The 21,555-nt window shown below is 62.1% G+C and carries 20 protein-coding genes; 9 read left to right on the top strand and 11 right to left on the bottom strand.

The window, feature by feature from the left end:
* Positions 1–45: 45 nt before the first annotated feature.
* Genes QEO92_RS22895 through QEO92_RS22870 form a run of 6 tightly spaced genes read left to right on the top strand, consistent with a single transcriptional unit; the run spans position 46 to position 7,734 of the window.
* Positions 46–1,893 (top strand): glycoside hydrolase family 2 protein, encoded by a 1,848-nt coding sequence (locus tag QEO92_RS22895; RefSeq protein ID WP_227704563.1) that lies wholly within the window; start codon positions 46–48, stop codon positions 1,891–1,893.
* 28 nt (positions 1,894–1,921) lie between these two features.
* Complete coding sequence (locus tag QEO92_RS22890) at positions 1,922–2,869, top strand: carbohydrate ABC transporter permease (RefSeq protein ID WP_227704562.1); 948 nt, start codon at positions 1,922–1,924, stop codon at positions 2,867–2,869.
* Positions 2,870–2,874: 5 nt separating this feature from the next.
* Positions 2,875–3,735 (top strand): carbohydrate ABC transporter permease, encoded by an 861-nt coding sequence (locus QEO92_RS22885; protein WP_227704561.1) that lies wholly within the window; start codon positions 2,875–2,877, stop codon positions 3,733–3,735.
* A 53-nt stretch (positions 3,736–3,788) separates the two neighbouring features.
* The gene (locus tag QEO92_RS22880) at positions 3,789–5,081 is read left to right on the top strand and encodes an ABC transporter substrate-binding protein (protein ID WP_227704560.1); all 1,293 of its coding nucleotides are present in this window, start codon (positions 3,789–3,791) and stop codon (positions 5,079–5,081) included.
* A gap of 53 nt (positions 5,082–5,134) precedes the next feature.
* Complete coding sequence (locus QEO92_RS22875; protein WP_227704559.1) at positions 5,135–6,628, top strand: sulfatase family protein; 1,494 nt, start codon at positions 5,135–5,137, stop codon at positions 6,626–6,628.
* Entirely contained in the window at positions 6,625–7,734 is a 1,110-nt protein-coding gene (locus tag QEO92_RS22870; RefSeq protein WP_037156328.1) for an ABC transporter ATP-binding protein, read from the top strand. Before QEO92_RS22875 ends, QEO92_RS22870 begins: the two co-directional genes overlap by 4 nt.
* Positions 7,735–7,853: 119 nt before the next feature.
* Here QEO92_RS22870 and QEO92_RS22865 read toward each other — a convergent pair whose 3' ends face one another.
* Positions 7,854–8,072 (bottom strand): tautomerase family protein, encoded by a 219-nt coding sequence (locus tag QEO92_RS22865; RefSeq protein ID WP_037156329.1) that lies wholly within the window; start codon positions 8,070–8,072, stop codon positions 7,854–7,856.
* 24 nt (positions 8,073–8,096) lie between these two features.
* Entirely contained in the window at positions 8,097–8,837 is a 741-nt protein-coding gene (locus tag QEO92_RS22860; protein WP_227704558.1) for an SDR family oxidoreductase, read from the bottom strand.
* 101 nt (positions 8,838–8,938) lie between these two features.
* Here QEO92_RS22860 and QEO92_RS22855 point away from each other — a divergent pair, with 101 nt between their 5' ends.
* Positions 8,939–9,832, top strand: coding sequence for a LysR family transcriptional regulator (locus tag QEO92_RS22855; protein WP_227704557.1), 894 nt, complete (start codon positions 8,939–8,941; stop codon positions 9,830–9,832).
* A 12-nt stretch (positions 9,833–9,844) separates the two neighbouring features.
* Here the strand turns inward: QEO92_RS22855 and QEO92_RS22850 are convergent, their stop codons facing one another.
* From QEO92_RS22850 to QEO92_RS22825, 6 genes are read right to left on the bottom strand one after another with little or no spacing between them, the layout of a single operon-like run.
* On the bottom strand, positions 9,845–10,300 hold the full coding sequence (locus QEO92_RS22850) for a MaoC family dehydratase (RefSeq protein WP_037156332.1): 456 nt from the start codon (positions 10,298–10,300) through the stop codon (positions 9,845–9,847).
* Positions 10,301–10,313: 13 nt separating this feature from the next.
* Positions 10,314–11,963 carry a long-chain-fatty-acid--CoA ligase gene (locus QEO92_RS22845; RefSeq protein WP_227704556.1) on the bottom strand — a complete coding sequence of 550 codons (1,650 nt, stop codon included), beginning with the start codon at positions 11,961–11,963 and terminating at the stop codon, positions 10,314–10,316.
* Between the two features lie 28 nt (positions 11,964–11,991).
* The gene (locus QEO92_RS22840; RefSeq protein WP_227704555.1) at positions 11,992–13,755 is read right to left on the bottom strand and encodes an acyl-CoA dehydrogenase C-terminal domain-containing protein; all 1,764 of its coding nucleotides are present in this window, start codon (positions 13,753–13,755) and stop codon (positions 11,992–11,994) included.
* Positions 13,756–13,779: 24 nt separating this feature from the next.
* Positions 13,780–16,077 (bottom strand): 3-hydroxyacyl-CoA dehydrogenase/enoyl-CoA hydratase family protein, encoded by a 2,298-nt coding sequence (locus tag QEO92_RS22835; RefSeq protein ID WP_227704554.1) that lies wholly within the window; start codon positions 16,075–16,077, stop codon positions 13,780–13,782.
* A 2-nt stretch (positions 16,078–16,079) separates the two neighbouring features.
* On the bottom strand, positions 16,080–17,201 hold the full coding sequence (locus tag QEO92_RS22830) for a thiolase family protein (RefSeq protein WP_227704553.1): 1,122 nt from the start codon (positions 17,199–17,201) through the stop codon (positions 16,080–16,082).
* 27 nt (positions 17,202–17,228) lie between these two features.
* Positions 17,229–17,321: a hypothetical protein gene (locus QEO92_RS22825; protein ID WP_280107526.1), complete on the bottom strand. Its 93-nt coding sequence runs from the start codon at positions 17,319–17,321 to the stop codon at positions 17,229–17,231.
* Here QEO92_RS22825 and QEO92_RS22820 point away from each other — a divergent pair.
* Both QEO92_RS22820 and QEO92_RS22815 read left to right on the top strand, forming a co-directional pair.
* Positions 17,301–17,432, top strand: coding sequence for a hypothetical protein (locus QEO92_RS22820; RefSeq protein ID WP_280107531.1), 132 nt, complete (start codon positions 17,301–17,303; stop codon positions 17,430–17,432). The genes QEO92_RS22825 and QEO92_RS22820 overlap by 21 nt on opposite strands.
* Positions 17,433–17,596: 164 nt before the next feature.
* Complete coding sequence (locus QEO92_RS22815) at positions 17,597–18,223, top strand: TetR/AcrR family transcriptional regulator (protein ID WP_227704552.1); 627 nt, start codon at positions 17,597–17,599, stop codon at positions 18,221–18,223.
* A gap of 303 nt (positions 18,224–18,526) precedes the next feature.
* Here the strand turns inward: QEO92_RS22815 and QEO92_RS22810 are convergent, their stop codons facing one another.
* The 3 genes from QEO92_RS22810 to QEO92_RS22800 all read right to left on the bottom strand — a co-directional run bounded on the left by QEO92_RS22810 (position 18,527) and on the right by QEO92_RS22800 (position 21,482).
* Positions 18,527–19,324 (bottom strand): DUF3313 domain-containing protein, encoded by a 798-nt coding sequence (locus QEO92_RS22810; RefSeq protein ID WP_227704551.1) that lies wholly within the window; start codon positions 19,322–19,324, stop codon positions 18,527–18,529.
* A gap of 149 nt (positions 19,325–19,473) precedes the next feature.
* A complete protein-coding gene (locus QEO92_RS22805; protein ID WP_227704550.1) occupies positions 19,474–20,811 on the bottom strand; it encodes a sensor histidine kinase in 1,338 nt (445 codons plus the stop codon).
* A complete protein-coding gene (locus QEO92_RS22800; RefSeq protein WP_227704549.1) occupies positions 20,811–21,482 on the bottom strand; it encodes a response regulator transcription factor in 672 nt (223 codons plus the stop codon). The genes QEO92_RS22805 and QEO92_RS22800 overlap by 1 nt, the downstream gene beginning before the upstream one ends.
* Positions 21,483–21,555 lie beyond the last annotated feature (73 nt).

Below are 21,555 nucleotides of genomic sequence, written 5' to 3'. Positions count from 1 at the left end.
GCGGAGGGTTTCGTTTGTCCTTCGGGAACCGGAGGAGGATGTATCGTGACGATTCAGTGGCCTGTCATGGCCGAGTTCGCGCCCAACCCGCAATTCCATCGGGAGGGTTTGATCGATCTTTGCGGCCAGTGGGGCTTTGCTTTTGACGACGCCGATCTCGGCATGCTGGAAGGCTGGTGGAAACGAGCCGATGTCTTCGACAAGGCCATAACAGTCCCCTATCCGCCGGAATCGAAACTCTCCGGGATCGGTGCTCCCGGCTTTCATCCGGTGATCTGGTACCATCGCACTTTCCAGACCCGAAAGCTTGCACGCGATGAGCGCCTGTTTCTCCATTTCGGAGCTGTCGATTATGCTGCAAGCGTCTGGGTCAATGGCCAATGCGTTGCGACCCATCGCGGTGGCCACGTGCCGTTTTCCGCCGACATCACCGGTGTATTGATTGGAGAAGGCGAGCAGACGGTCGTCGTCCGGGCGGAAGATCAGCCGCGGGACGTCCGGGTCCCGCGCGGCAAGCAGGACTGGCTCGAAGACCCCCACGCCATCTGGTATCACCGCACCAGCGGGATTTGGCAGCCTGTCTGGCTGAGCGTAGTGCCGGCCCTGCATTTCACCGATATCCATTTCGTCCCCGACCTCATCAACGCCCGGGTCCGTTGCGAGGTCCGGCTCAATGCCGCGCCGATCGAGCCGACCTGGCTGACGTTGAAATTCGGCGTGAAGGGAAAGTCTCTCGCCGAACAGAGCGTCATGCTGGCCGATAGCGAACTGTGCTTCGATATCTCCATTCCGCAGATCGAGCACGGGACCTATCGCGATCATCTTCTCTGGACGCCGGAGAAGCCGAACCTCGTTGACGCAGAGATCACCCTCGAAGGAAAGATGCCGGACCGGGTGAAGAGTTATCTCGGCCTGCGCAGCGTGAGCGTCGGCAATCACCTCTTTCTGCTCAATGAGCATCCCTATTACCTGCGCCTCGTACTCGGGCAGAATTACTGGCCGGAATCGCATCTCGCTGCACCCGATGCCGCCGCCCTGCGCAAGGAGGTGGAACTCATCAAATCCATGGGCTTCAATGGCGTCCGCGTCCATCAGAAGATCGAAGATCCGCGTTTCCTCTATTGGTGCGACGTGCTGGGCCTGCTTGTCTGGGAGGAGATGCCGAGCGCTTATGCCTTTTCCAGTTCCATGATGGAGCGCTTGTCTCAGGAATGGATGGAGGCGATCCGCCGCGACAAGAGCCACCCGTGCATCGTCGCCTGGGTTCCGCTGAATGAAAGCTGGGGCGTCTCTCATATCGCCACGCGCGAGGATCAGGCACATTTTGCATCTGCGCTCTATCATATGACCAAGGCGCTCGATCCGAGCCGCCCCGCGATTTCCAATGACGGTTGGGAACTGGTCGAAAGCGACATCTGGTCGGTCCATGACTATGCCCCCGACGGCGAAGGGCTGAGCAGCCGTTTCCACAATCGGGAGGACATGGAGGCCATGCTGAAGGGGATGGGGCCAGCGCGCCGTCGTCTTGTTCTCGGGGGACGGGAACTCGGCGACAAGCCGGTCATGCTGACCGAGTTCGGCGGGCTGAGTTACACCCCGAAGCAAGGGGACAACTGGCATGGTTATTCCACCGTGAGCGATCCCCAGGAGTTCGAGGCTCGCCTGCGCGACCTGTTCCTGGCAATTGCCGCAAGCCCCAATCTGGCCGGCTACTGCTACACGCAGGTAACGGATACGGAGCAGGAGGCGAACGGACTGCTGACCGCCGCCCGCGTTCCGAAACTTCCCCTGGAAACCATTCGTGACATCACCACCATGCCTGCCGCCATCATGCCGCAAGAGAAGGTCGACAACGCCCGTCGCGTGGCGCGCAAGGCCGCCGGTCACGAATAGCCGAATAGATGTTGCGGGAGGCGACAGGATGGAGACGGTACAGACATCCCGATTGTTTTTCAGGCGCAAGCCGGTGCCGGTCGATGCACTCGCGCCGTCTCACCGTGGCGAGGCTCGCACCGCGTTCGTCTTTCTTCTGCCGTGGCTGTTGGGGCTGATCTTTCTGACCGCGCTTCCGATGGTTGGCTCCTTCGTCCTGAGCTTCAGCCATTACGACCTTCTTTCTCCGCCACAGTGGATCGGGCTGGAGAATTATGAGCGTCTCTTAGCACACGATCCCCGCTATCTGAAATCCCTCGAGGTGACGACGACTTATGTGCTCGTCTCGGTGCCACTCTCCATCGCAATGGCGCTGGTGATTGCGGTCACATTGTCGCAACAGACACCCACCGCCAATCTCTTTCGCGGCATCTTTTATCTGCCCTCGCTGCTCGGCGGCAGCGTCGCAGTCGGCGTGCTGTGGCGCCAGATCTTCGGCGGCAACGGGCTCGTCAACATGATGCTCGGCGGCCTTGGTTTCCAGACCACCAGCTGGATCGGTGATCCGCGCTACGCGCTCTCGACACTCATCATTCTCCATATCTGGCAGTTCGGTGCGCCCATGGTGATCTTTCTTGCGGGTGTGCGCCAGATCCCGAAGGAGATCGTCGATGCCTCCATCATGGACGGTGCAAGCCCCGTGCAGCGGTTTTTCCGTATCACGTTGCCGCTTCTGAGCCCGCTGATCCTTTTCAATCTCGTGATGCAGACGATCAACGCCTTCCAGGCCTTCGTACCGGCATTCGTGATCAGCGACGGCACCGGCGGACCGATCGACTCGACGCTTTTCTATACGCTCTACCTTTACGTCGAAGGCTTCCGGAACTTCCGTATGGGGTACGCGATGGCAATGGCCTGGGTGCTGCTCGCGATCATCGCCGTCTTCACCGCGATCTCCTTCTACGCCTCGCGCTTCTGGGTCCATTACGAGAGCTGACAGAGATGAGCACGATCACGGATATCAACACCGCTTTTCCGATCCGCCGTCTCATTCGCGTCGGCCTGCTTGCCGCTATCGCACTGTTGATGAGTTATCCGCTGCTCTGGCTGGTATCGAGCTCTTTCAAACCGGAAAGCATCATCTTCAGCGACGCGGGCTTCGATCTCAACCACTTCACCCTCCAGAATTATATCGAAGGCTGGACCAAGCTCGGAATGCCGTTCGGCGTCTTCATGCTGAATTCGGCGTTCATCTGCCTGCTTGCAATCCTCGGGAACCTCTTTTCCTGTTCGCTCGCTGCCTATGCCTTCGCCAGGCTGCAGTTTCCCTTTTCCAAGACGGCCTTCGCGATCATGCTGGTGACCCTGATGCTGCCGATGCATGTCACCATCCTGCCGCAATATATCGCGTTCCAGAGCATCGGCGCCGTCAACACGGTTCTGCCTCTGGTTCTGCCGAAGTTCTTCGCGGTCGACGCCTTCTTCATCTTTCTGCTGGTCCAGTTCATTCGCGGCATTCCACGCGATCTGGACCAGGCGGCTGAAATGGACGGCTGCAACAAGTACCAGATCTTCTGGTACATCATCTTTCCCGTCTGCCGGCCAGCTCTGGTCCTCGTTGCCATCTTCTCGTTCCTCTGGACTTGGAACGATTTCTTTTCGCAGCTCATCTACTTGAGCTCGGCCGAGAACTACACGGCGCCGCTGGCTCTCAATCTGTTCATCGATGCGACGAGCGGGGAATCCGCCTGGGGCATGCTCTTTGCGATGTCGGTGATAACCCTGCTGCCGCTGTTCGTGCTGTTCATGCTGTTCCAGCGGCAGCTCGCTGAGGGCATCGCGACGACTGGCCTCAAGGGCTAGGTCCGGCGGAACGCGTGATTATGAGGAGGAATGAAATAATGAGGAGGAGTGAAATGAGTTCAAGGAAATACGGCCTTTCCCTCGACCGGCGGCAATTGCTGAAAGTCAGCGTCGGCGGCACGGCCGCCCTTTGGCTGGGGCTCGGCGAGCAGGCTCTTGCCGCGAATGGCGGGGTGAAGGTGTCCTGGTATGGGGGGCAGGATACTCATGAGCGCATGCAGAAAGCGCTCAAGCTGTTTACCGAGAAAAATCCCGACATCCCGACTACGGTCGAATTCGCGCCTTTCAACGAGTTCTGGGACCGCTTGCCGGTGCAATATGCGGGCGGCGGGGCGCCGGACATGCACCGGCACTCGATGACCTATCTCTACAGCTATATCAAGCGCGGGCTGCTTGCCGATCTTGCTCCTTATATCGGCTCGACCATCGACATCTCCAAGCTCTATCCCGGTGTTGTCGATATCGGGACAATGAACGGCAAGACCAATGCAATCGGCAACAATCAGATCGCGTTCGCGCTTTTCTACAACAGGGAAAAGCTGGACAAGGCTGGTGTTACCGGCAAGCTCGACAATCTGACGTGGGATGGCTTCCGCGAAATTTCAATCGCCCTCGGGAAGGCCGGCGGCAATCGACACTATGGTACCAATGACAGCGGCGGTGTGCTGGCATTTCTCGAATTGTTCGTAACCCAGCGTGGCAAGTCGCTGTATGCCGAAAACGCACTTGGCTTCGAACAGCAGGATCTCGTCGACTGGTTTGCATTCTGGCAATCCATGCGCGATGAGCAGGGCGCTCCGCCGCCTGCCATTACCTCGGAAAGCACCGGCTTTCAGAACGCGCCCATGGTGCGCGACATGGCGGCTATGCAGACCGGCTGGTGCCAGCAACTCGTCTTCTTCCAGGCGCTGATGAAGCAGGAACTCGGCATTCACGCCTGCCCAAGCCCGGCGGAAGGCCCCGACAATGGCCATCTCATCCGCGCGCTCGACTTCTGGGCCGTGCCGGCGCGTTCGAAGAACGTCGACAAAGCAGCAAAGCTCATCGATTTCCTGCTGAACGACGAGGAAGCAATCGAAATCCTGGGGCTGACGCTCGGCGGTCCCGCCTCTGACAAGGCTTCCGATATTCTGTCGAAGTCCGTCGACAAGACGAGCGGCATGGTTCTCGACTATCTGAAGGGCCTGCGGGCTCATGCGTCGAAGAAGACACCGGGATGGATCGCCGGCCATGGGGAGCTGGAATCACTCCTGAAGCGCCTCAACGAGTCGATCGGTTTTGCCCAGACGACGCCCAAGGACGCTGCAGATGAGTTCTTCTCGCAGGCGGTTTCTATCCTCAGATGACGTGATGACGGCGGGCGACGCGTCCGCCGTCGCCTAATCAATGGAGCATGTCCGTGAATAGCAAACCCAATATCGTGCTGATCATGACAGATCAGCAACGGGCTGACTTCTTCGCCTCTGAAGGTTTTCCCGTCGATACCATGCCGCGTGTCGAGGCGCTCGGCCGGTCGGGCATGCGCTTCCGCCGCGCCTACACGCCGATGCCGACCTGCACGCCCGCCCGCACCAGCCTGATGACCGGGCGTTTTCCCAAGGCGACGCGTGTCAAGCAGAACTGGTCGCCGCAAGAGAATGTAACCTATGCCGTCGATCTGCCGCAGGTTCTCCGCGCGGCCGGCTATACGGTCAATCTGGCCGGCAAGAACCACAGTTATCTCGCTCCTGAGGATTTCGATTTCTATGGCGGTCCCTATAGCCACACGGACGGGCCCACGAACGGTGCAATGCCGCTTGCGAAGGAGTTCGACAAATGGCTCTTCGATCTCGACCATCATGTCTCGGCGGAGCCGACACCGTTCCCGCTGGCAACCCAGCTTTGCTCCCGCATTGTCGACGACGCCATACGTTGCGTCGACGACAATAGGGAAAAGCCCTTTTTCCTTTGGCTTTCCTTGCCGGAACCCCATAATCCCTATCAGGCGCCGGAACCCTACTTTTCCATGTTCCCGCCCGAGCAGATGCCCGGCCGTTACGGTTCGCGCGAAACCGCCATTACACGCGGAGGTCAGTGGCGATGGCTCGCCGATCTCTTCGAGGAAAAGCGCCCCGGTTATGATGCCGAATGGCGGCGTTATCGTGCGGTCTATGCCGGGATGATCCGTATGCTGGACGATCAGATAGCCCGTTTTCTCGATCATCTCGATGCGAAGGGTCTCGCCGACGATACGGTCCTGATCTTCGTCTCCGATCATGGCGACTATGCCGGCGACTACGGTCTGCAACGGAAGGGTGCGGGCCTGCCGGAATGCCTGATCCGCGTGCCGATGTTGTTCAGCGGACCCGGCATCGTCGCGCAGGAGAACGGAACCGACTTCGTCTCGCTTGTCGATATCTTCCCGACCATCTGCGAGATGATCGGTTCGCCGATTCCTGCCGGCGTCCAGGGCCGCAGCCTCTGGCCGATGCTGACGGGGGCCGAATATCCGAAGCGCGAATTCGACAGCATCTATTCCGAGCTGGGAATAGGCGACCTGCCTTACGAGCCGGGCGAACGGCCGGAACTCCATTTTCCCTATGAGGGCCGAAAGCTCGACGAACTGAATGCCGCGACACAGAGCGGGAACCTGAAGATGGTCCGCAGGGGCGACTTCAAGCTGACTTTCGATGTGATGGGCCGGGCCGAGCTATTCGATCTCAGCCGGGACCCTGGCGAGCTTCACGATCTTTACGGCGACCCGAGCCATGCCGCCACAAAGGCGGAGATGCTCGAGGCCCTCCTCGCCTGGGCGATACGCACGGAGGACAGCCTCCCGCGCGCCAAATACATCCCCAAGGTCGCCAGGCACGGCTGGTACTGGCTGGGCGAGAATGCAGGAGCAGGACAATGACCGCAATCAGCCTCAAGGATATCCGCAAGTCGTACGGCTCGCTGGAGGTGATCAGCAGCATCGACCTCGATATCGAACGGGGAGAGTTCGTCGTCTTCGTTGGACCGTCGGGTTGCGGAAAGTCGACGCTGCTGCGGATGATCGCGGGCCTCGAAGGTATCAACTCGGGCGACCTTATGATCGGAGACGTGCGCGCCAACGACGTACCTCCTTCCCAGCGCGGCATCGCCATGGTCTTCCAGTCGTATGCGCTCTATCCGCATATGGATGTCTACGACAATCTTGCGTTCAGTCTGAAGATCGCTCATGTCGACAAGGCGGAGATCGACCGCCGCGTCCGGCTCGCCGCGGAGATGTTGCAGCTTGAACCCTATCTCAAGCGCCGCCCGCGCCAGCTCTCCGGTGGCCAGCGCCAGCGCGTCGCGATCGGCCGCGCCATCGTGCGCGAGGCCGAGGTCTTTCTGTTCGACGAACCCCTGTCCAATCTCGATGCTGCGCTGAGGGTCGCCACCCGTATCGAGATCGCCAGGTTGAAAGAACGGCTCCCGGACACGACGATGATCTATGTCACCCACGACCAGGTCGAGGCGATGACGCTGGCCGACCGGATCGTCGTCCTGAACGGCGGCCGCATCGAACAGGTCGGCCGGCCCGTCGAGCTCTACGACAGCCCCCGGAACGTGTTCGTGGCCGGCTTCATCGGCTCGCCGGCCATGAACTTCCTGCCGGTCGATCTGGTGTTCGAGGGCGATGTCGCGCGCATTGCGCGCAGTGGCAAGCCTCTTCCGCTCGTTCGCTTCGCGGCCGGTGGCCGGACAGGCTGCGAGCGAGGCATCCTCGGCATCCGGCCCGAGCATATGCGGATCGGCACGGCCGAGCAGGCGCTGATTTCCGGACCGGTCGATCTGGTCGAACATCTGGGAGAGGTGACGATTGCCTATCTGCGGCTGTCCGACGATATTTCCGTAACCGTCAAGTTCGAGCGTACACGGGATTTGAAGAAAGGGGAGGTCCTGCACCTGACCGCCGATCCGGCCGATCTTCACGCCTTCGATCAATCGGGCTTGGCGCTGGCTCGTCCTGGCGGCGTTGAGGCAAGTGCTTAGACAGGAGCCGGAGAGACGCCGCACAGGCGGAAAGCAGGCATGGCAAAGTTTCGCTATTCCAACGGTCGTCAACCCGCCGTGAAATAGAGGATCGTTTCGCCATACCGGCATCCGGCCGCTTAACTGTTTTCCTTGCTGCGATAAATGTCCGGCAGGATGAAGATTTCGTCGGCGCGGCCGTATCCACCGTCCTTGACTTCCTCGATCAGGACCATCGTATGCGGTCGCGCTGCCTCGCTGAAATATTCGACGAGCATGTCCGTTGCGCGATGCACGATCTCTTCTTTCTGTGCGCGGCTAAGGGCGCCTTCCGGTGTCTTGATGTTCACGAATGGCATGGGGTTCTCCTGGTTCCTGAGGTATTAAATCATGCCGCCATTGGCGCGGATCACCTGACCGTTTATCCAGCCGCTTTGCGGGCTGGCGAGGAAGGCGACGACCGAGGCGATGTCATCCGGTTGGCCGAGACGGCCGAGCGGAATTGTCCGGGTGATGTTCTGCACCAATTCGTCGGACTTGCCCGTCATGAACATATCGGTTTCCACGGGGCCCGGTGCTACCGTGTTGACGGTGATCTTGCGCCGGCCGAGTTCCTTGGAGGCGACATGGGTCATGGCTTCGACGCCGGCCTTGCTGGCGGCATAGGCGCCGTAGGCCGGCCCATAAACGCCAACGACGCTGGAGGAAAAGTTGATGATGCGGCCGTCGTCGCGGAGCCGGCGGCCCGCTTCGCGAATGCCGCGGAACGTGCCGGTCAGGTTGACGGCAATATGCTGCTCGAAGGTTGCGTCATCCATGTCGGCAAGCGGCGCGAGCTTCATCATGCCAGCGTTGTTGACGAGGATGTCGACACCGCCGAAGCTTTTCTCCGCGGCGTCGAACAGATCGGCGGCAGCGGTCGGACTACCGATATCCGCCTGTACGGCAACCGCCTTGCCGCCGCTCCTTTCGATCTCGGTGACGACCGCGTCGGCAGCCTTGCGGCTTGTCGCGTAGTTCACCACGACGGCGATGCCGTCTCTTGCGAGCCGGAGCGCAATGGCTCGGCCGATGCCCTTCGATGCGCCGGTGACGATCGCGACGCGTTGTCCGTTGGTAGTCATGGCAAATTCTCCTTCGTTGATGAGCAAGAGATATTGCTGACACCAATCGAGAACAATTGTGAGCGAATTGACATGAGAATTCGTCTGTGGTGAACAAAGCCATGGATCGTCTCGACCGCATGCAGCTCTTCACCCGAATTGTGGAACGGCGTAGCTTTTCCGCTGCCGCTTCCGATCTCGGCCTTGCCCGCTCAACCGTGACCGAGTCGATCAAGCAACTGGAGGATGATATCGGCGTGCGGCTTCTCGAGCGGACGACCCGCCACGTTACGACGACGCTGGATGGCCGCGCCTTTTACGAGCGGTGTCTGGCGATCCTTGCCGAAGTCGACGAGGCGGAGAACATTTTTCGAGATGCCCAGCCGCGCGGCCTGCTCAGGGTCGATGCGCACGGATTTCTCACCCGTACGTTTCTGCTGCCGCGGCTCCACGAATTCCTCGACCGTTATCCGCTGCTCGAACTGCAGATCGGCCAGGGCGACCGATTGGTGGATCTTGTGCGCGAAGGAGTCGATTGCGTCATCCGCGCCGGCGAGGTGGCCGACAGCGGGTTGATCATGCGGCGGCTGGGCACGATCAGCGAAATCACCTGCGCCAGCCCGGCTTATATCGAAAGGCACGGCATGCCGCAGTCGCCCGATGCGCTGGCCGGGCATGCAGCGGTCGGTTTCATCTCGTCTCGCACCGGGCAGATCATGCCATTGGAATTCATGGTTGGGGGCGAAGTGCGTTATGTCACCCTGCCGGCCCGGTTGACGGTCAACAATTCCGACACGCTGATCGATCTCGCGCGACGGGGCTATGGCCTCATGCAGGCACCGCGCTACCGCCTGCAGCCGGATATCGACGAGGGCGCCTTGGTCGAGGTTCTCGCCAGCTTTCCGCCACCGCCGACACTGCTTTCGGCGCTCTACCCGCAGAACCGCCAGCTTTCGCCGCGGGTGCGCGTCTTCATCGACTGGATTGTCAAGGTGTTCGCCGAAGCAGGGCTTTAAGCTCAGCCAGGTTCATTTCCGCCACGCTACGATTCTCGGCGTGAAGACTTGTACGATCTCGCCCTTCTGGTTGATCGTCTCGCTGCGGAAGGTGACGAGCCCGCGCTCGGGCCGCGAGCGCGAAGGCGCGATACTCACCACCTCGCTTTCGACATGGATACGGTCGCCGGGCCATGTGGCGCGCGGCCAGGAGATTTCCCCGCCCGCGCCGATCAGCCCGCCGGCAAGCGGCAGGCTCTGCACCAAGAGCCGCATGGTGATCGCGGCCGTATGCCAGCCGCTGGCCGCAAGCTTGCCGAACAGGCTGTTGCGCGCCAGTTCCTCGTCGAGATGGAAGAACTGCGGATCGTAGCGTCCGGCGAATTCACGGATTTCGTCAAGTTCCATCACATGGGAAGGGCTGGTGAAACGCTGTCCGAGTTCGAGGTCGTTGAGATAGAGCTTCACCGTCTGCGCATCGTCGGTCATTTCGCTTTTCTCCTCAGCCGGCCAGCGTCCCGTCCGGGGAGCGCCTGGCGTATTCGTCGAGAACGATCTGGCGGATCGCGGTCTTGAGCAGCTTGCCGGTCGCCGTATGCGGCAGTTCCTCGACCACGATCACGTCGTCGGGAATGCTCCACTTGGCGATCTTGCCGGTATAGACGTCGAGCATGTCGTGGCGGGTGAAGGTCTGGCCGGGCTTCACCACCACCACGAGGACCGGACGCTCGCCCCAGCGGGCGTCGGGCGCGGCGACCACGGCCGCTTCCTTGATCGCCGGATGGGCCTGCGCGATGTTTTCGAGCTCGATCGAGCTGATCCACTCGCCCCCGGATTTCACCACGTCCTTGGTCCGGTCGACGATCTGCACGAAGCCGTCAGCGTCCATGGTGACGACGTCACCGGTGTCGAACCAGCCTTCGACGGCATGCGCCGGGCTCTCCGGCGTGTTGTAGTATCCGGCGGCGATCCAGGGGCCGCGCACCAGCATGGCGCCGAAGGCCTTGCCGTCGCGCGCCACCGGCTTGCCGTCGCTGCCGTCGACGCGGAACTCCATGCCGAACAGCGGACGGCCCTGCTTGGATTCGCGCATGAGCCTCTGCTCCGCCGAAAGCGACTGGTGCTTCGGAAGAAGCGTTGCCGCAAGCCCGATCGGGCTTGTTTCCGTCATGCCCCAGGCATGACGAACCGTGACCCCCATGTTGTGAAAGCGGCTGATCATGATCGGCGGCGAGGCGGAACCGCCAATGGCGACGCGCTTCAGCGTCGAGAAGCTCTGGCCGTGGGCGTCCATCCAGTCGAGCAGACCGAGCCAGACCGTCGGCACGCCGGCGGTAAAGGTGATGCCCTCGCTTTCGAACAGTGAGTGAAGGCTAGCACCGTCGAGGTTCGGGCCGGGCATGACCAGCTTTGCGCCGACCATCGGGGCGGCAAAGGGCAGGCCCCAGGCATTGACATGGAACATCGGCACGACAGGTACCACGGCATCCGTGGCGGAGAGATTCAAGACATCGGGAAAGCTGATCGCCATGGCATGCAGCACGCTGGAGCGGTGACTGTAAAGCACGCCCTTCGGGTCGCCGGTGGTGCCGGAGGTGTAGCACAGGCCCGACGCCGTATTCTCGTCGAACTCCGGCCAGTCGAATTCGTCGGATTCAGCCGCGATCAGCGTTTCGTAGCAGACGAGGTTCGGTAGAACCTCCGACTTCGGCATATGCGCCTCATCGGTCATGATGACCACGGCCGTCAGCGGCGCCAGTCGGTCGGCCAGCGCTTCGAGGATCGGCAGGAAGGTGAGGTCGGAGAAGAGCACGCTGTCGCCGGCATGTTCGATGATGTAGCCGATCTGCTCGCGGAAGAGGCGCGGATTGATCGTGTGGCACACGAAGCCCGATCCGGAAACGCCGTAATAGAGCTCCATATGCCGGTAGCCGTTCCAGGCAAGCGTGCCCACCCGGTCGCCATGCTGCAGGCCGAGCTTCTGCAGAGCGTTGGCAAGCTTCTGGCTGCGCTTCGAAAGATCGGCGTAGGTGTAGCGATGGATGGGGCCTTCAACGGTCTTCGAAACCACTTCCGTGCCGCCGTGATAGGTCGCTGCATGACGCAGGATCGATGACACGAGCAGCGGTGCATTCATCATCATGCCAAGCATGGTCTTCTCCTCCCAGGGAACGGTTCAATCAGAACAGGTCGGCGTCGAGCGCCATGATGTCAGATGCGCCGGCGCGGACGGCCGCGTCGAGCGCCACGGTCTGAGGCAGCAGGCGGGCGACAAAGAAGCGGGCAAGCGCAAGCTTGCGCTGCTTCAGCGGCGTCGTTGCATCGGCTGCGGCCTTTTCGGCCATGCGCACCCAGAGCCAGCCGAAGCTCACCAGCGCGAAGAAGCGCAGGTAGTCGGTGGCGCTCGCTCCGGCCTCCACCGGATCGACGCCCCTGGCCAGCAGGTCTTCCGTCAATTTCTCGAGCCGGGCAAGGGCCTCGATGACCGAGTCCTTCACGGCCTCGAGTTCGGCCGAACCCTTCGTTGCCGAAAGCCCGCTGCGCACCAGTGCGAAGAAGCCGCGCGCCACATTGCCGTTTTCCATCGGCAGCTTGCGGCCGACGAGATCCATGGCCTGCACGCCGTTGGTGCCCTCATAGATCTGGGCGATGCGGGCATCGCGCACATACTGCTCCATGCCCCATTCGCGGATATAGCCGTGGCCGCCGAACACCTGCTGCGACATGACCGCGATCTCGAAGCCGAAATCGGTGAAGGCGGCCTTCACCACCGGCGTCAGGAGCGCGACGAGACCATCGGCCTTGCGGCGTGTCTCCGCGTCCGGATGACGGGCGGCGATGTCCATCTGCAAGGCGGTCCAGACGGCAAGCGCACGGCCGGCTTCGGTCAGCGATCGGCCGGTCAAGAGCATCTTGCGCACGTCGGCATGTTCGATGATCGGCACGGGACCACGCGCGCCGTCTGCGGAGCGGCCCTGCAGGCGTTCGCGGGCGTAGGCGACGGCCTTCTGGTTGGCGGCCTCGCCGATGCCGAGACCCTGAATGCCGACGAACAGTCGCTCGGCATTCATCATCGTGAACATGGCGTTGAGGCCGCGTCCGGGCTCGCCGACCAGCCAGCCGATGGCGCCGTCATAGTTCATCACGCAGGTCGGCTGGGCGTGAATGCCCATCTTGTGCTCCAGCGAGCCGACCGACATGCGGTTGCGCTCACCGAGCGAGCCGTCTTGCCTGACGAGGAACTTGGGCGACAGGAACAGGCTGATGCCTTTCACGCCCTTCGGCGCGTCGGACAGCCGTGCCAGCACCAGATGCACGATGTTGCCGCCGAAATCCTGGTCACCGGAGGAGATGAAGATTTTCGTGCCCTTGATGGCGTAGGAGCCGTCCCCCACCGGCTCGGCGCGGGTGGTGAGCAGGCCGAGGTCGGTGCCGGCTGAGGATTCGGTGAGCGCCATGGCGCCCGTCCATTCGCCCGAGATCATCTTCGGCAGATATGTCTGCTTCAGCTCGTCGCTTGCATGGTGGGAAATCGCCTCCACCGCGCCGCGCGTCAGCCCCGGGAACAGGCCGAAGGAGAGGTTGGCCGACGACAGCATCTCGTCCAAGAGGATCTGCAGCACGCGCGGCAGACCTTGTCCGCCGAAGTCCGGGTCGCCGGAAAGCCCGCCCCAGCCGGCCTCGACGAAGGACTTGTAGGCCGCCGCGATGCCCTTCGGCGTCGTCACCAGCCCGTTTTCCAGCTTGCAGCCTTCCTCGTCGCCGGGGCGGTTGAGGGGTTCGAGGATCTCGGCGCAGAACTTGCCGCCTTCTTCCAGAACGCTTGTCGCCAGTTCGGTGTTGACCTCTTCGTAACCGGGCAATGCCGCCATCCGGGCGTCGAAGTCGAAGACCTCGCCGAGCAGGAACGTCACGTCGTCAACGGGGGGGATATAGCCAGCCATGGGAGTTTCCTTGCCTCTTCTTGTTCAGTTGCGCAGCGGCTTGCCGGTCGCCAGCATGTGCTTGACGCGGTCGACGCTTGCAGGCGTTGCGAGCAGGTCGATGAAGGCCTCGCGCTCCAGCGCGATCACATCGTCTTCCGTGAGCGGTTTCAGCGGATCGGCGGAAGGGCCGCCGGTCAGGACGTTGGCGAGCGCAAGCCCGACGACGCGGTCATGGGCGGTGGCGCGTCCGGCCATCGTCTCGCTGTCGAGAATGTTGCCGATGGCGGATGCTCCCGACGAGCCGGCCATGGCGATCACCGGCGGCTCCGGCGTCACATAGTTTTCAGCGAGCGCCAGCGCCTTCGCCTTGGCGTCGGCGATCAGCCGGCTGCGGTTCGTGGTAATGCCGTCGGACGCCCTGAGGAAGCCAAGATTGCGGGCGTCGAAGGCGCTTGTCGAAACCCTGGCCGGCGCGATCAGGTTGAACGCGGCAATCGCCGGAGCGACCGGCCCGCGCAGGGCGGCGGTGGAGGCCGAGAAGCGCAGCATCATCTCCTTGCAGCCGCCCCAGCCCGGCACCACGCCGATGCGGGTCTCGACGAGGCCGATGGAAAGCTCCGCATGGGCCTGGATGGCGTCGCAGTGGAGCAGGATCTCGCAGCCGCCGCCGAGCGCCAGCCCGGCCGCCGCGCCGACGACCGGGAAGGGGGCGTATTTCACCGCCTTGAAGGTGCGGTGGCCATGGTCGATGAAGGCGCTGAGCGCCTCGCGACCGCCCTTTTCCACCGTGTCGGGGAACACCCGCAGGTCGGCGCCTGCGCTGAACACCGGGGAATCGCTGCCGATCACCAGCGCCTTGAAATCCTTGGCCGTCCGTTCGACCGCCTTGTTGACGGCGTCGAGCAGGGCCGGATTGTAGGTGTTCATCTTGGTGCGGAATTCGAGGCAGGCGACGCCGTCGCCGAGATCCCAGAGGCTTGCCGCACCCCAGTCCTCCACCGGCTTGCCGGCGAGCTTGAGATCGGAGAGGAGCAGCACGCCGTCACCCTTGGCGACAGGCTCGACCTTGCCGTTCGGCAGTAGGTTCGCGCGCCGGCCGTCCACGACCGAATAGAACCCGCCCCTTTCGGCGGCGAGCGAGAGATAGGCGGGAACGGCAAGGCCGCGCGCTTCAAGCCGTGCCTTCAGCCAGCCGGCGCCTAGCCGGTCGATCAGCTCGAACGGACCCTGCTTCCAGCCGTAGCCGGTGCGCATGGCCTCATCCACGGCATCCGGCGTATCGGCGATCTCCGGCACCAGCAAGGCGGCATAGGCGAGCGATTTTTCCATGACGATCGCGGCATAGCGGCCGCCGAGGCCGGGATGCTCCATCAGCGCGCGCGGATCGCCGCCGCAGGCATCAAGGCTTTCGGAGGAAACCGCCTTCTGCGGCCGGTAGTCGCCGGTCTTGAGATCGGTCACATCGCGCGACTTGCGGTCGGGCGAAAGGCGCACGAAGCCCGCACCGCTTTTGCGGCCGAGGCGGTTTTCCGCGATCATGCGGGCGATCAGCGCCGGTTCGGCGTCGTAATCCTTCACTGCATCGCCTTCAGGCGTCGCGTTCTGCAGGCTGCGCAGGATGGTCGGCATCAGGTCGATGCCGACCAGATCCAGCAGGCCGAAGATGCCGGTCGATGGAATGCCGAAGGGCTTGCCGATGATCGCGTCGGCTTCCTCGACATCGAGGCCGAGTTCGATGGCCTCGTTCTGCGCCACCACCATCCAGTAATTGCCGATGCGGTTGCCGATGAAGCCGGGTGTGTCCTTGCAGTTGACGACGCTCTTGCCGAGGCCACGATCCGCGAAATCACGGATCGTCGCGGTCACCTCGGGCTTGGTTGCCTTGCCCGATACCAGTTCCAGCAGCCGCATGATGCGCGGCGGATTGAAGAAATGGGTGATGAGGAAGTCGCCGGCGAAACCCTCCGGCAGGCCTTCGAGCAGCGAATGCAGCGGAATGGTCGAGGTGTTGGAGGAGACGATCGAGCCCGCCTTGCGCACGCCGTCGACGGCGCGGTAGAGCGTCTGCTTGATCTCCAGCTTTTCCGCGACCGCCTCGACGATCCAGTCGGCATCGGCGAGAAGCGCCAGGTCGTCTTTGGTGGAACCGGTGCGGATTCGCTCCGCAAAGGCCGGGTCCATGAAGCCGCCCGCCTTGAGCTGGCGGGCGACGCCGCCGTCGGCGAACTTTTTCTCCATGTCGAGCAGGACGACATCGAGCCCCGCATTGGCGAGATGGGCGGCGATGCCCGAACCCATGACGCCCGCGCCGATGACGGCGGCTTTCCTGATCGTGGTCATGATCACGCAGCCTCCAGAACCATGGCGATACCCTGGCCGCCGCCGATGCATTGGGTGGCGAGGCCGTAGCGTCCGCCGTCGCGCTTCAGGAGCAGGGACGCCTTGCCGACGAGGCGGGCGCCGGTGGCGCCCAGCGGATGGCCGAGCGCGATCGCGCCGCCGTCGCGGTTGAGGCTCTTCGGATCGATGCCGAGGTCGCGGCAGCAGGCGAGAACCTGCACGGCAAAGGCCTCGTTCATTTCGATCACATCGAGGTCGGCAGCGGAAATGCCGGCGCGCTTGAGCGCTTTGCGGCTGGCTTCCACCGGGCCGATGCCCATGATTTCAGGCGCGCAGCCGGCGACGGCATAACCGGAGATGCGGGCGAGGGGCTCAAGGTTATGGCGCTTCACGAAGTTTTCCGAGCAGACGAGCGTCGCGGATGCGCCGTCGGTGAGCGGTGAGGAATTGCCGGCCGTCACCGAGCCGCCGGCCTTGAAGGCCGTCTTGAGGCCGGCGAGCTTTTCGGCATCCGTCTCGCGCGGGCAGCCATCGGCGGTGACATCGCCGACGGGCGTGATCTCGGCGGCCAGCCGGCCATCGGCGCGGGCGGCGAGCGCCTTTTTCTGGCTTTCCAGCGAATAGGCGTCCTGCTCCTCGCGCGAGATGGCGTAGCGGTCGGCGAGGTTCTCGGCGGTGAAGCCCATGTTGAGGAAGGCGGTGCGCTGGGTGTCGCTCCAGGCCGGGTTCGGCATCGGGTTGAAGCCCATCATCGGCACACGGCTCATGCTTTCCACGCCGCCGGCGACGAAGACCTCGCCTGCGCCCATCGCGATGGCACCGGCGGCCATCTGGATCGCCTGCATGGAGGAACCGCACCAGCGGTTGACGGTGGAGCCGCCGACCGATTGCGGCAGGCCGGCAGTCAGCGCCGCGCAGCGGGCGATGTTGAGGCCCTGTTCGCCTTCCGGAAAGGCGCAGCCGAGGTTCACGTCCTCGATTTCCGCCGGGTCGATGCCCGAGCGACCGACCAGCGCCTTGATGACGCCGGCTGCGAGATCATCAGGACGAACGCCGGCAAGCGCGCCGCGATAGGCGGGCGTAAACGGGCTGCGCAGGTAGTCGACGATATAGATTGCGGTCATGGTCTTTTTTCCTGTCCGGAACGGGCGTCACATGGTGGGATAGTTCGGGCCGCCGCCTTCGGGCGGGACCCAGGTGATATTCTGCGACGGATCCCCGTGATGTCGCAGGTGTTGAAGCACGCAGTTCTGCTCGTTGATCGCGAAATGGGGATTAGTCCCCGCCTGCTCGTCGACGTCGGCGGCATAGCCGGGCCGGCTCGGGTGTCGCTCAATCTCTCCTCCTCCAGCTGACGGTGGCATTTGTATCAAACGATTGTTACAGTTCGCAAGTGCGAAAATCGGCGTGACTGCGGCGGAGCCCTGTGGAGAGCTTTTCGAGCGGCATTTGGGAAAAGCGCGTGTCTGCGCTAAGAGCGTGACGAGAGCTATGCCTGCAGTAGGATAATGAGAGAGTAATGACCGACGAGAGCAGCCGGGAAGAAGCAGCGGCGCCGCGGAGCCGGTTGGCCGATGCTTTGGTGGAAAGCGGTCTGAGCCAGCGGCATCGCGACATCCTGGAAGCCGCTGCGGCCCTCTTTGCCGAGCGCGGCTATGCTGCGACCTCGGTTCGCGATATCGGCGAGCGGGTGGGGCTGCTCGGCGGCTCGCTCTATCACTACATCAAGTCAAAGGAAGCGTTGTTCGTCCGCATCCACGATATTGCGCTGCAAGTGGCCGGGGATCGCATTCTTGCCGCCGTTTCGAAGCTCTCCGATCCCTGGGAGCGGCTGGAAGCGGCTTGCGTTACGATGCTGGAGATCCAACTCGATCCGAATTCGCTCACCATGCCACTGATGAACGACTTCGCCTCCGCGCCGCCGGAGATCCGTGGGCGGTTGGTCGAAAAGCGCGATGCCTTCGAGTTGATTTTCCGCGATCTGATAGCGGACCTGCCGCTCGATCCGTCACTCGATCGCGGCGTCTATCGCCTCTTGCTGCTCACGCTACTCAACAATGTCAGCGGCTGGTACAGGCCAGGCCGGATGACACCGGAGCAGATCGGCCGCCAGATCGTCCGAATCTTCCACCATGACGGTGACTAAAGGAAAGCTGCGCGAAGCGAGGCTGGAGAATTCCGTCTGCACACCTCTTCCATTGCCGTGCCGGTGATCGTGTCCGGAACAACGGTCGCTTGCGTTTCGATGATCTGGATCCGGTCTGCCATGACTCTTAAAGAGACTGTGGTGCGGTATATCGGCCCGTTGTCCGAGATTGCGAAACGGATCGCCAAAAGCGCCGTTGCCGGTTAGGCGGATCGAGGAGACGGGTTGCGAGTTCAGCGGCGATGGCACTTGGCCAATTGTGATTTGATACGCCTCCGCACCGCCGCCTGCGTGTATGATCGGTCAATGTGTCACGATCGGTTTGGGCTTCTTCTCGGTCCATTGCGGCGGCGCGCCATATTTGGAGGCCACGGCTCCGATCAGGCCAGGTGCCCGGCCGAAGGCATCGCAGGCGGCATATTTAGGCTTGCCACCAAACCAGGATTGCATGCGCTGCCTGGACGGGAGCGAGATATCCAATCCCTTCGGTTCCTTGCCGGCGATCAGCACTCGCGAGAAGTCGCTCGCAAACTTCGTCGCCAGACCATAGGCGTCGCCGACTTCGGAAACGCGCGGGTTGTTCTGAATCGAGTTCGCCCCGCGCGCCCACAACATCGCGGCGCTCTGGACGCCATTGCTATCCACCGCTTCAGCTTCGACGGCCAATCCTCCAAGGCCGAAAGGCAGGCGTGGCACGCTGACGGGCAGGATGAAGCCTGTCCCGACACTGACGACAGTCGCAGCGCCCGCCATCGCCTTGTTGGTTGGAACAATGTCAGCGACGACCGAGCGGACCGTCAGATCGGCTGGTTCACCGGCTGAGACCATTTGATATTTATCGCTCAGCGATACACAAAGCGCCCGGTCGAGAGCGTTCGACACCAATGCGCGATCGGTCTCCGATTTGATCCGCACCGCGGCGCCGAAGGAGAAGGTTGTCGGCACGATCCGAACCGTCTTCACCCGGGCGAGCTGTTGCCCATCGACATAGAGCCGCTTCTTGGCAATCGTTCCCTTGGGAGGGCCGAGATTGCTGTAGGAGGTCAGCGTTCCGGTCTCCTTTATGGGCACCGAAGTGCATCCGCTGATCACCATGGCCATGAGCAGTGCCAGACACGCGAATAAAGACGGTCTCGGCGGGTTGTGGAAAAATCGGCGAAATGGATGGGGGTTGCTGTGCACGCTCTCTGGCCTCCGTCGGTGATACTGGGAGGACAGTGCGAGCGAAGAATTGCCGCAGCATTACGAACTCAAAGCTGCATTGCGACCTGCGTTCCCGCAGAGCTGCTTTTCATGCTGACCCGGCCCCCGTGATTGGCAACGACCTGCTTCACCAGGCTCAGACCAAGGCCCGCGCCTGTGCTCTTGGGGGTGACGCGATAGAACGGTTCGAAAACGAGTTCCTGATGTTCAGCCGGTATGCCAGGCCCTTCATCGGCCACATCGATCAGCCCGTCGGCCGAGACCGAAATCGTGATCATCCCGGCATTGCCCCCGTGGTCGATCGCATTGCGGACGAGGTTGCTGACCGCTCTTTGCAAGGCCGAGCAATTGCCCTTGCGTTTGACGCTCTCCACGTCGCTCTGAAAGGAAATCTGGTAGCCAGCAGCGATCGCTAGCGGAGCGAGGTCCGCTACTACCGTCCGGGCAATTTCGACGAGATCGATCGTTTCATCGAGATCCGTCGCTTGATCGTTACGCTCGAAATCGAGGAGCTGCTCAGCAGTCTCAGCTAGGCGCGCCACGTCTTGCAACAACCGCCTGCGTTCCTGGCCTTCGGACATTCCATCGATCCGCGTCTGCATGATGGCGATCGGCGTCCTGAGCTCATGTGCCGCATCGATCAGGAAGCGTTGGCGTTTCCTGAATTCACTCTCAAGCCGTTCAAGCGCATCGTTGAATGCGATCACCAGCGGAGTGACCTCCTTTGGGATGCCATCCACCGGAAGGCGTGTTCCCGGCCGACGCGGCTCGATCTGCGATGCCTTTCGAGCGACGTCGCTCACACGCGCAAGGGCGCGGCCCACAATTCGAGGAACGGCAAGAAAGATCGCAGGCAGGGCAAGCGCGAGCAACGAAATGTAGATCGGGTAGGCCCTGCTCAGAAGGGCGAGGACGGGCCAGCCCTTGTCCGCGACGCCGCCAAACAGAATTCTAACTTCACCCACTGCCGCTTCGGCGGTTTCGACAGTTGCGATCTCGTTTGTCATTGCGGACCCCCGTATGTCCGCGTCATCGAACAGATGAACCAGGCGGGCGAGTTCGGCATAGGCAGGGGGGATGGCGCCATAGGATACGAAAGCGCCATCCGTGGTGGCCGCGACATACCATAGCTGGCCGTTCTGCTCCTTCAGCGCCTTGAGCTCCAGCGTTTCCCGCAGCTCCAGATGTCCCTGTCCATCGCGTGCCGCAGCTCCGGCTATCACCGAGCCAATCGTTTCCTCCATGGCGATGTTCGGCGACATGATGGTGGTGGCCCAGATGCAAAGACCGATGATCACTGCGGCGATCACGGCGATGATGACGAGATTGAGCTGCCAACTCAGCTTCCACCATAAGGATGGGTTAGGCCTGTTTGCCGCGCGCATTATTCTTCCTTCAGCAGATAGCCGACGCCTCGGATGTTGTGGATCGTCACACCGGCACCGGCATCCAGCAATCGCTTCCGCAATCGGGAAATATGTGCATCGAGTGCATTGGATTGGATTTCTTCCTCATAATTGTAGACTGCGGCCTCAAGCGTCGGTCGAAGGACCGTTTTGTCCTTCCGCTTGGCGAGCGTCACCAGAACCAGGAGCTCGCGCCTTGGAAGATCGAGCGGCATCGAGTCTATCGTGACATTCAGATGCAGGGGATCAATCGTCATCCGACCGGCGGCGATGCCGGGCTCTGCGAGATTGGACGGCCTTCGAAGGACCGCACGCAAACGCGCCAAAAGCTCTTCGACAAGAAAAGGCTTGCCGAGGTAGTCGTCTGCGCCGGTCTCCAATCCCTCGACGCGTTCCAATGGTTCATTCCTTGCCGTCAGCACGATGATCGGTGTGTCGGTTCCCGATCGCCGCAATTTCGGAATGAGCGTCAGCCCTTCGCCGTCGGGCAGGCGCCGGTCCAGCAGGATTGCATCATAGGGGTGCTGCCGCGTCAGTTCGGCGGCGTCTGCGAGATGCATTGTATGGTCGGTGAGGATGCCGTGCTTGGTCAGTGCCACCGACAGCGCATTTGCCAGCTCCTTCTCGTCCTCTATCAGCAGAATTCTCATCGCCCCTTAGCCTCTCGTCCTGCCTCTTGTCGGCTGCAAAGGTTGCAGCGGCATTACGGAGCTTGAAAGGCAG

The organism is Neorhizobium petrolearium (assembly GCF_029854435.1).
In the GTDB taxonomy this organism is placed as follows: domain Bacteria; phylum Pseudomonadota; class Alphaproteobacteria; order Rhizobiales; family Rhizobiaceae; genus Neorhizobium; species Neorhizobium petrolearium.
This window is presented reverse-complemented; position numbering and strand designations above follow the sequence as displayed.

Bases quoted from the DNA above. Each gene is read 5' to 3' on its own strand.
- QEO92_RS22880 (WP_227704560.1), top strand. From the start codon at position 3,789: ATGAGTTCAAGGAAATACGGCCTTTCCCTCGACCGGCGGCAATTGCTG.
- QEO92_RS22820 (WP_280107531.1), top strand. From the start codon at position 17,301: ATGTCGCAGGTGTTGAAGCACGCAGTTCTGCTCGTTGATCGCGAAATG.
- QEO92_RS22885 (WP_227704561.1), top strand. From the start codon at position 2,875: ATGAGCACGATCACGGATATCAACACCGCTTTTCCGATCCGCCGTCTC.
- QEO92_RS22845 (WP_227704556.1), bottom strand. From the start codon at position 11,963: ATGCTTGGCATGATGATGAATGCACCGCTGCTCGTGTCATCGATCCTG.
- QEO92_RS22860 (WP_227704558.1), bottom strand. From the start codon at position 8,837: ATGACTACCAACGGACAACGCGTCGCGATCGTCACCGGCGCATCGAAG.
- QEO92_RS22815 (WP_227704552.1), top strand. From the start codon at position 17,597: ATGACCGACGAGAGCAGCCGGGAAGAAGCAGCGGCGCCGCGGAGCCGG.
- QEO92_RS22835 (WP_227704554.1), bottom strand. From the start codon at position 16,077: ATGACCACGATCAGGAAAGCCGCCGTCATCGGCGCGGGCGTCATGGGT.
- QEO92_RS22810 (WP_227704551.1), bottom strand. From the start codon at position 19,324: ATGGCCATGGTGATCAGCGGATGCACTTCGGTGCCCATAAAGGAGACC.
- QEO92_RS22805 (WP_227704550.1), bottom strand. From the start codon at position 20,811: ATGCGCGCGGCAAACAGGCCTAACCCATCCTTATGGTGGAAGCTGAGT.
- QEO92_RS22800 (WP_227704549.1), bottom strand. From the start codon at position 21,482: ATGAGAATTCTGCTGATAGAGGACGAGAAGGAGCTGGCAAATGCGCTG.
- QEO92_RS22870 (WP_037156328.1), top strand. From the start codon at position 6,625: ATGACCGCAATCAGCCTCAAGGATATCCGCAAGTCGTACGGCTCGCTG.
- QEO92_RS22890 (WP_227704562.1), top strand. From the start codon at position 1,922: ATGGAGACGGTACAGACATCCCGATTGTTTTTCAGGCGCAAGCCGGTG.
- QEO92_RS22840 (WP_227704555.1), bottom strand. From the start codon at position 13,755: ATGGCTGGCTATATCCCCCCCGTTGACGACGTGACGTTCCTGCTCGGC.
- QEO92_RS22830 (WP_227704553.1), bottom strand. From the start codon at position 17,201: ATGACCGCAATCTATATCGTCGACTACCTGCGCAGCCCGTTTACGCCC.
- QEO92_RS22850 (WP_037156332.1), bottom strand. From the start codon at position 10,300: ATGACCGACGATGCGCAGACGGTGAAGCTCTATCTCAACGACCTCGAA.
- QEO92_RS22865 (WP_037156329.1), bottom strand. From the start codon at position 8,072: ATGCCATTCGTGAACATCAAGACACCGGAAGGCGCCCTTAGCCGCGCA.
- QEO92_RS22855 (WP_227704557.1), top strand. From the start codon at position 8,939: ATGGATCGTCTCGACCGCATGCAGCTCTTCACCCGAATTGTGGAACGG.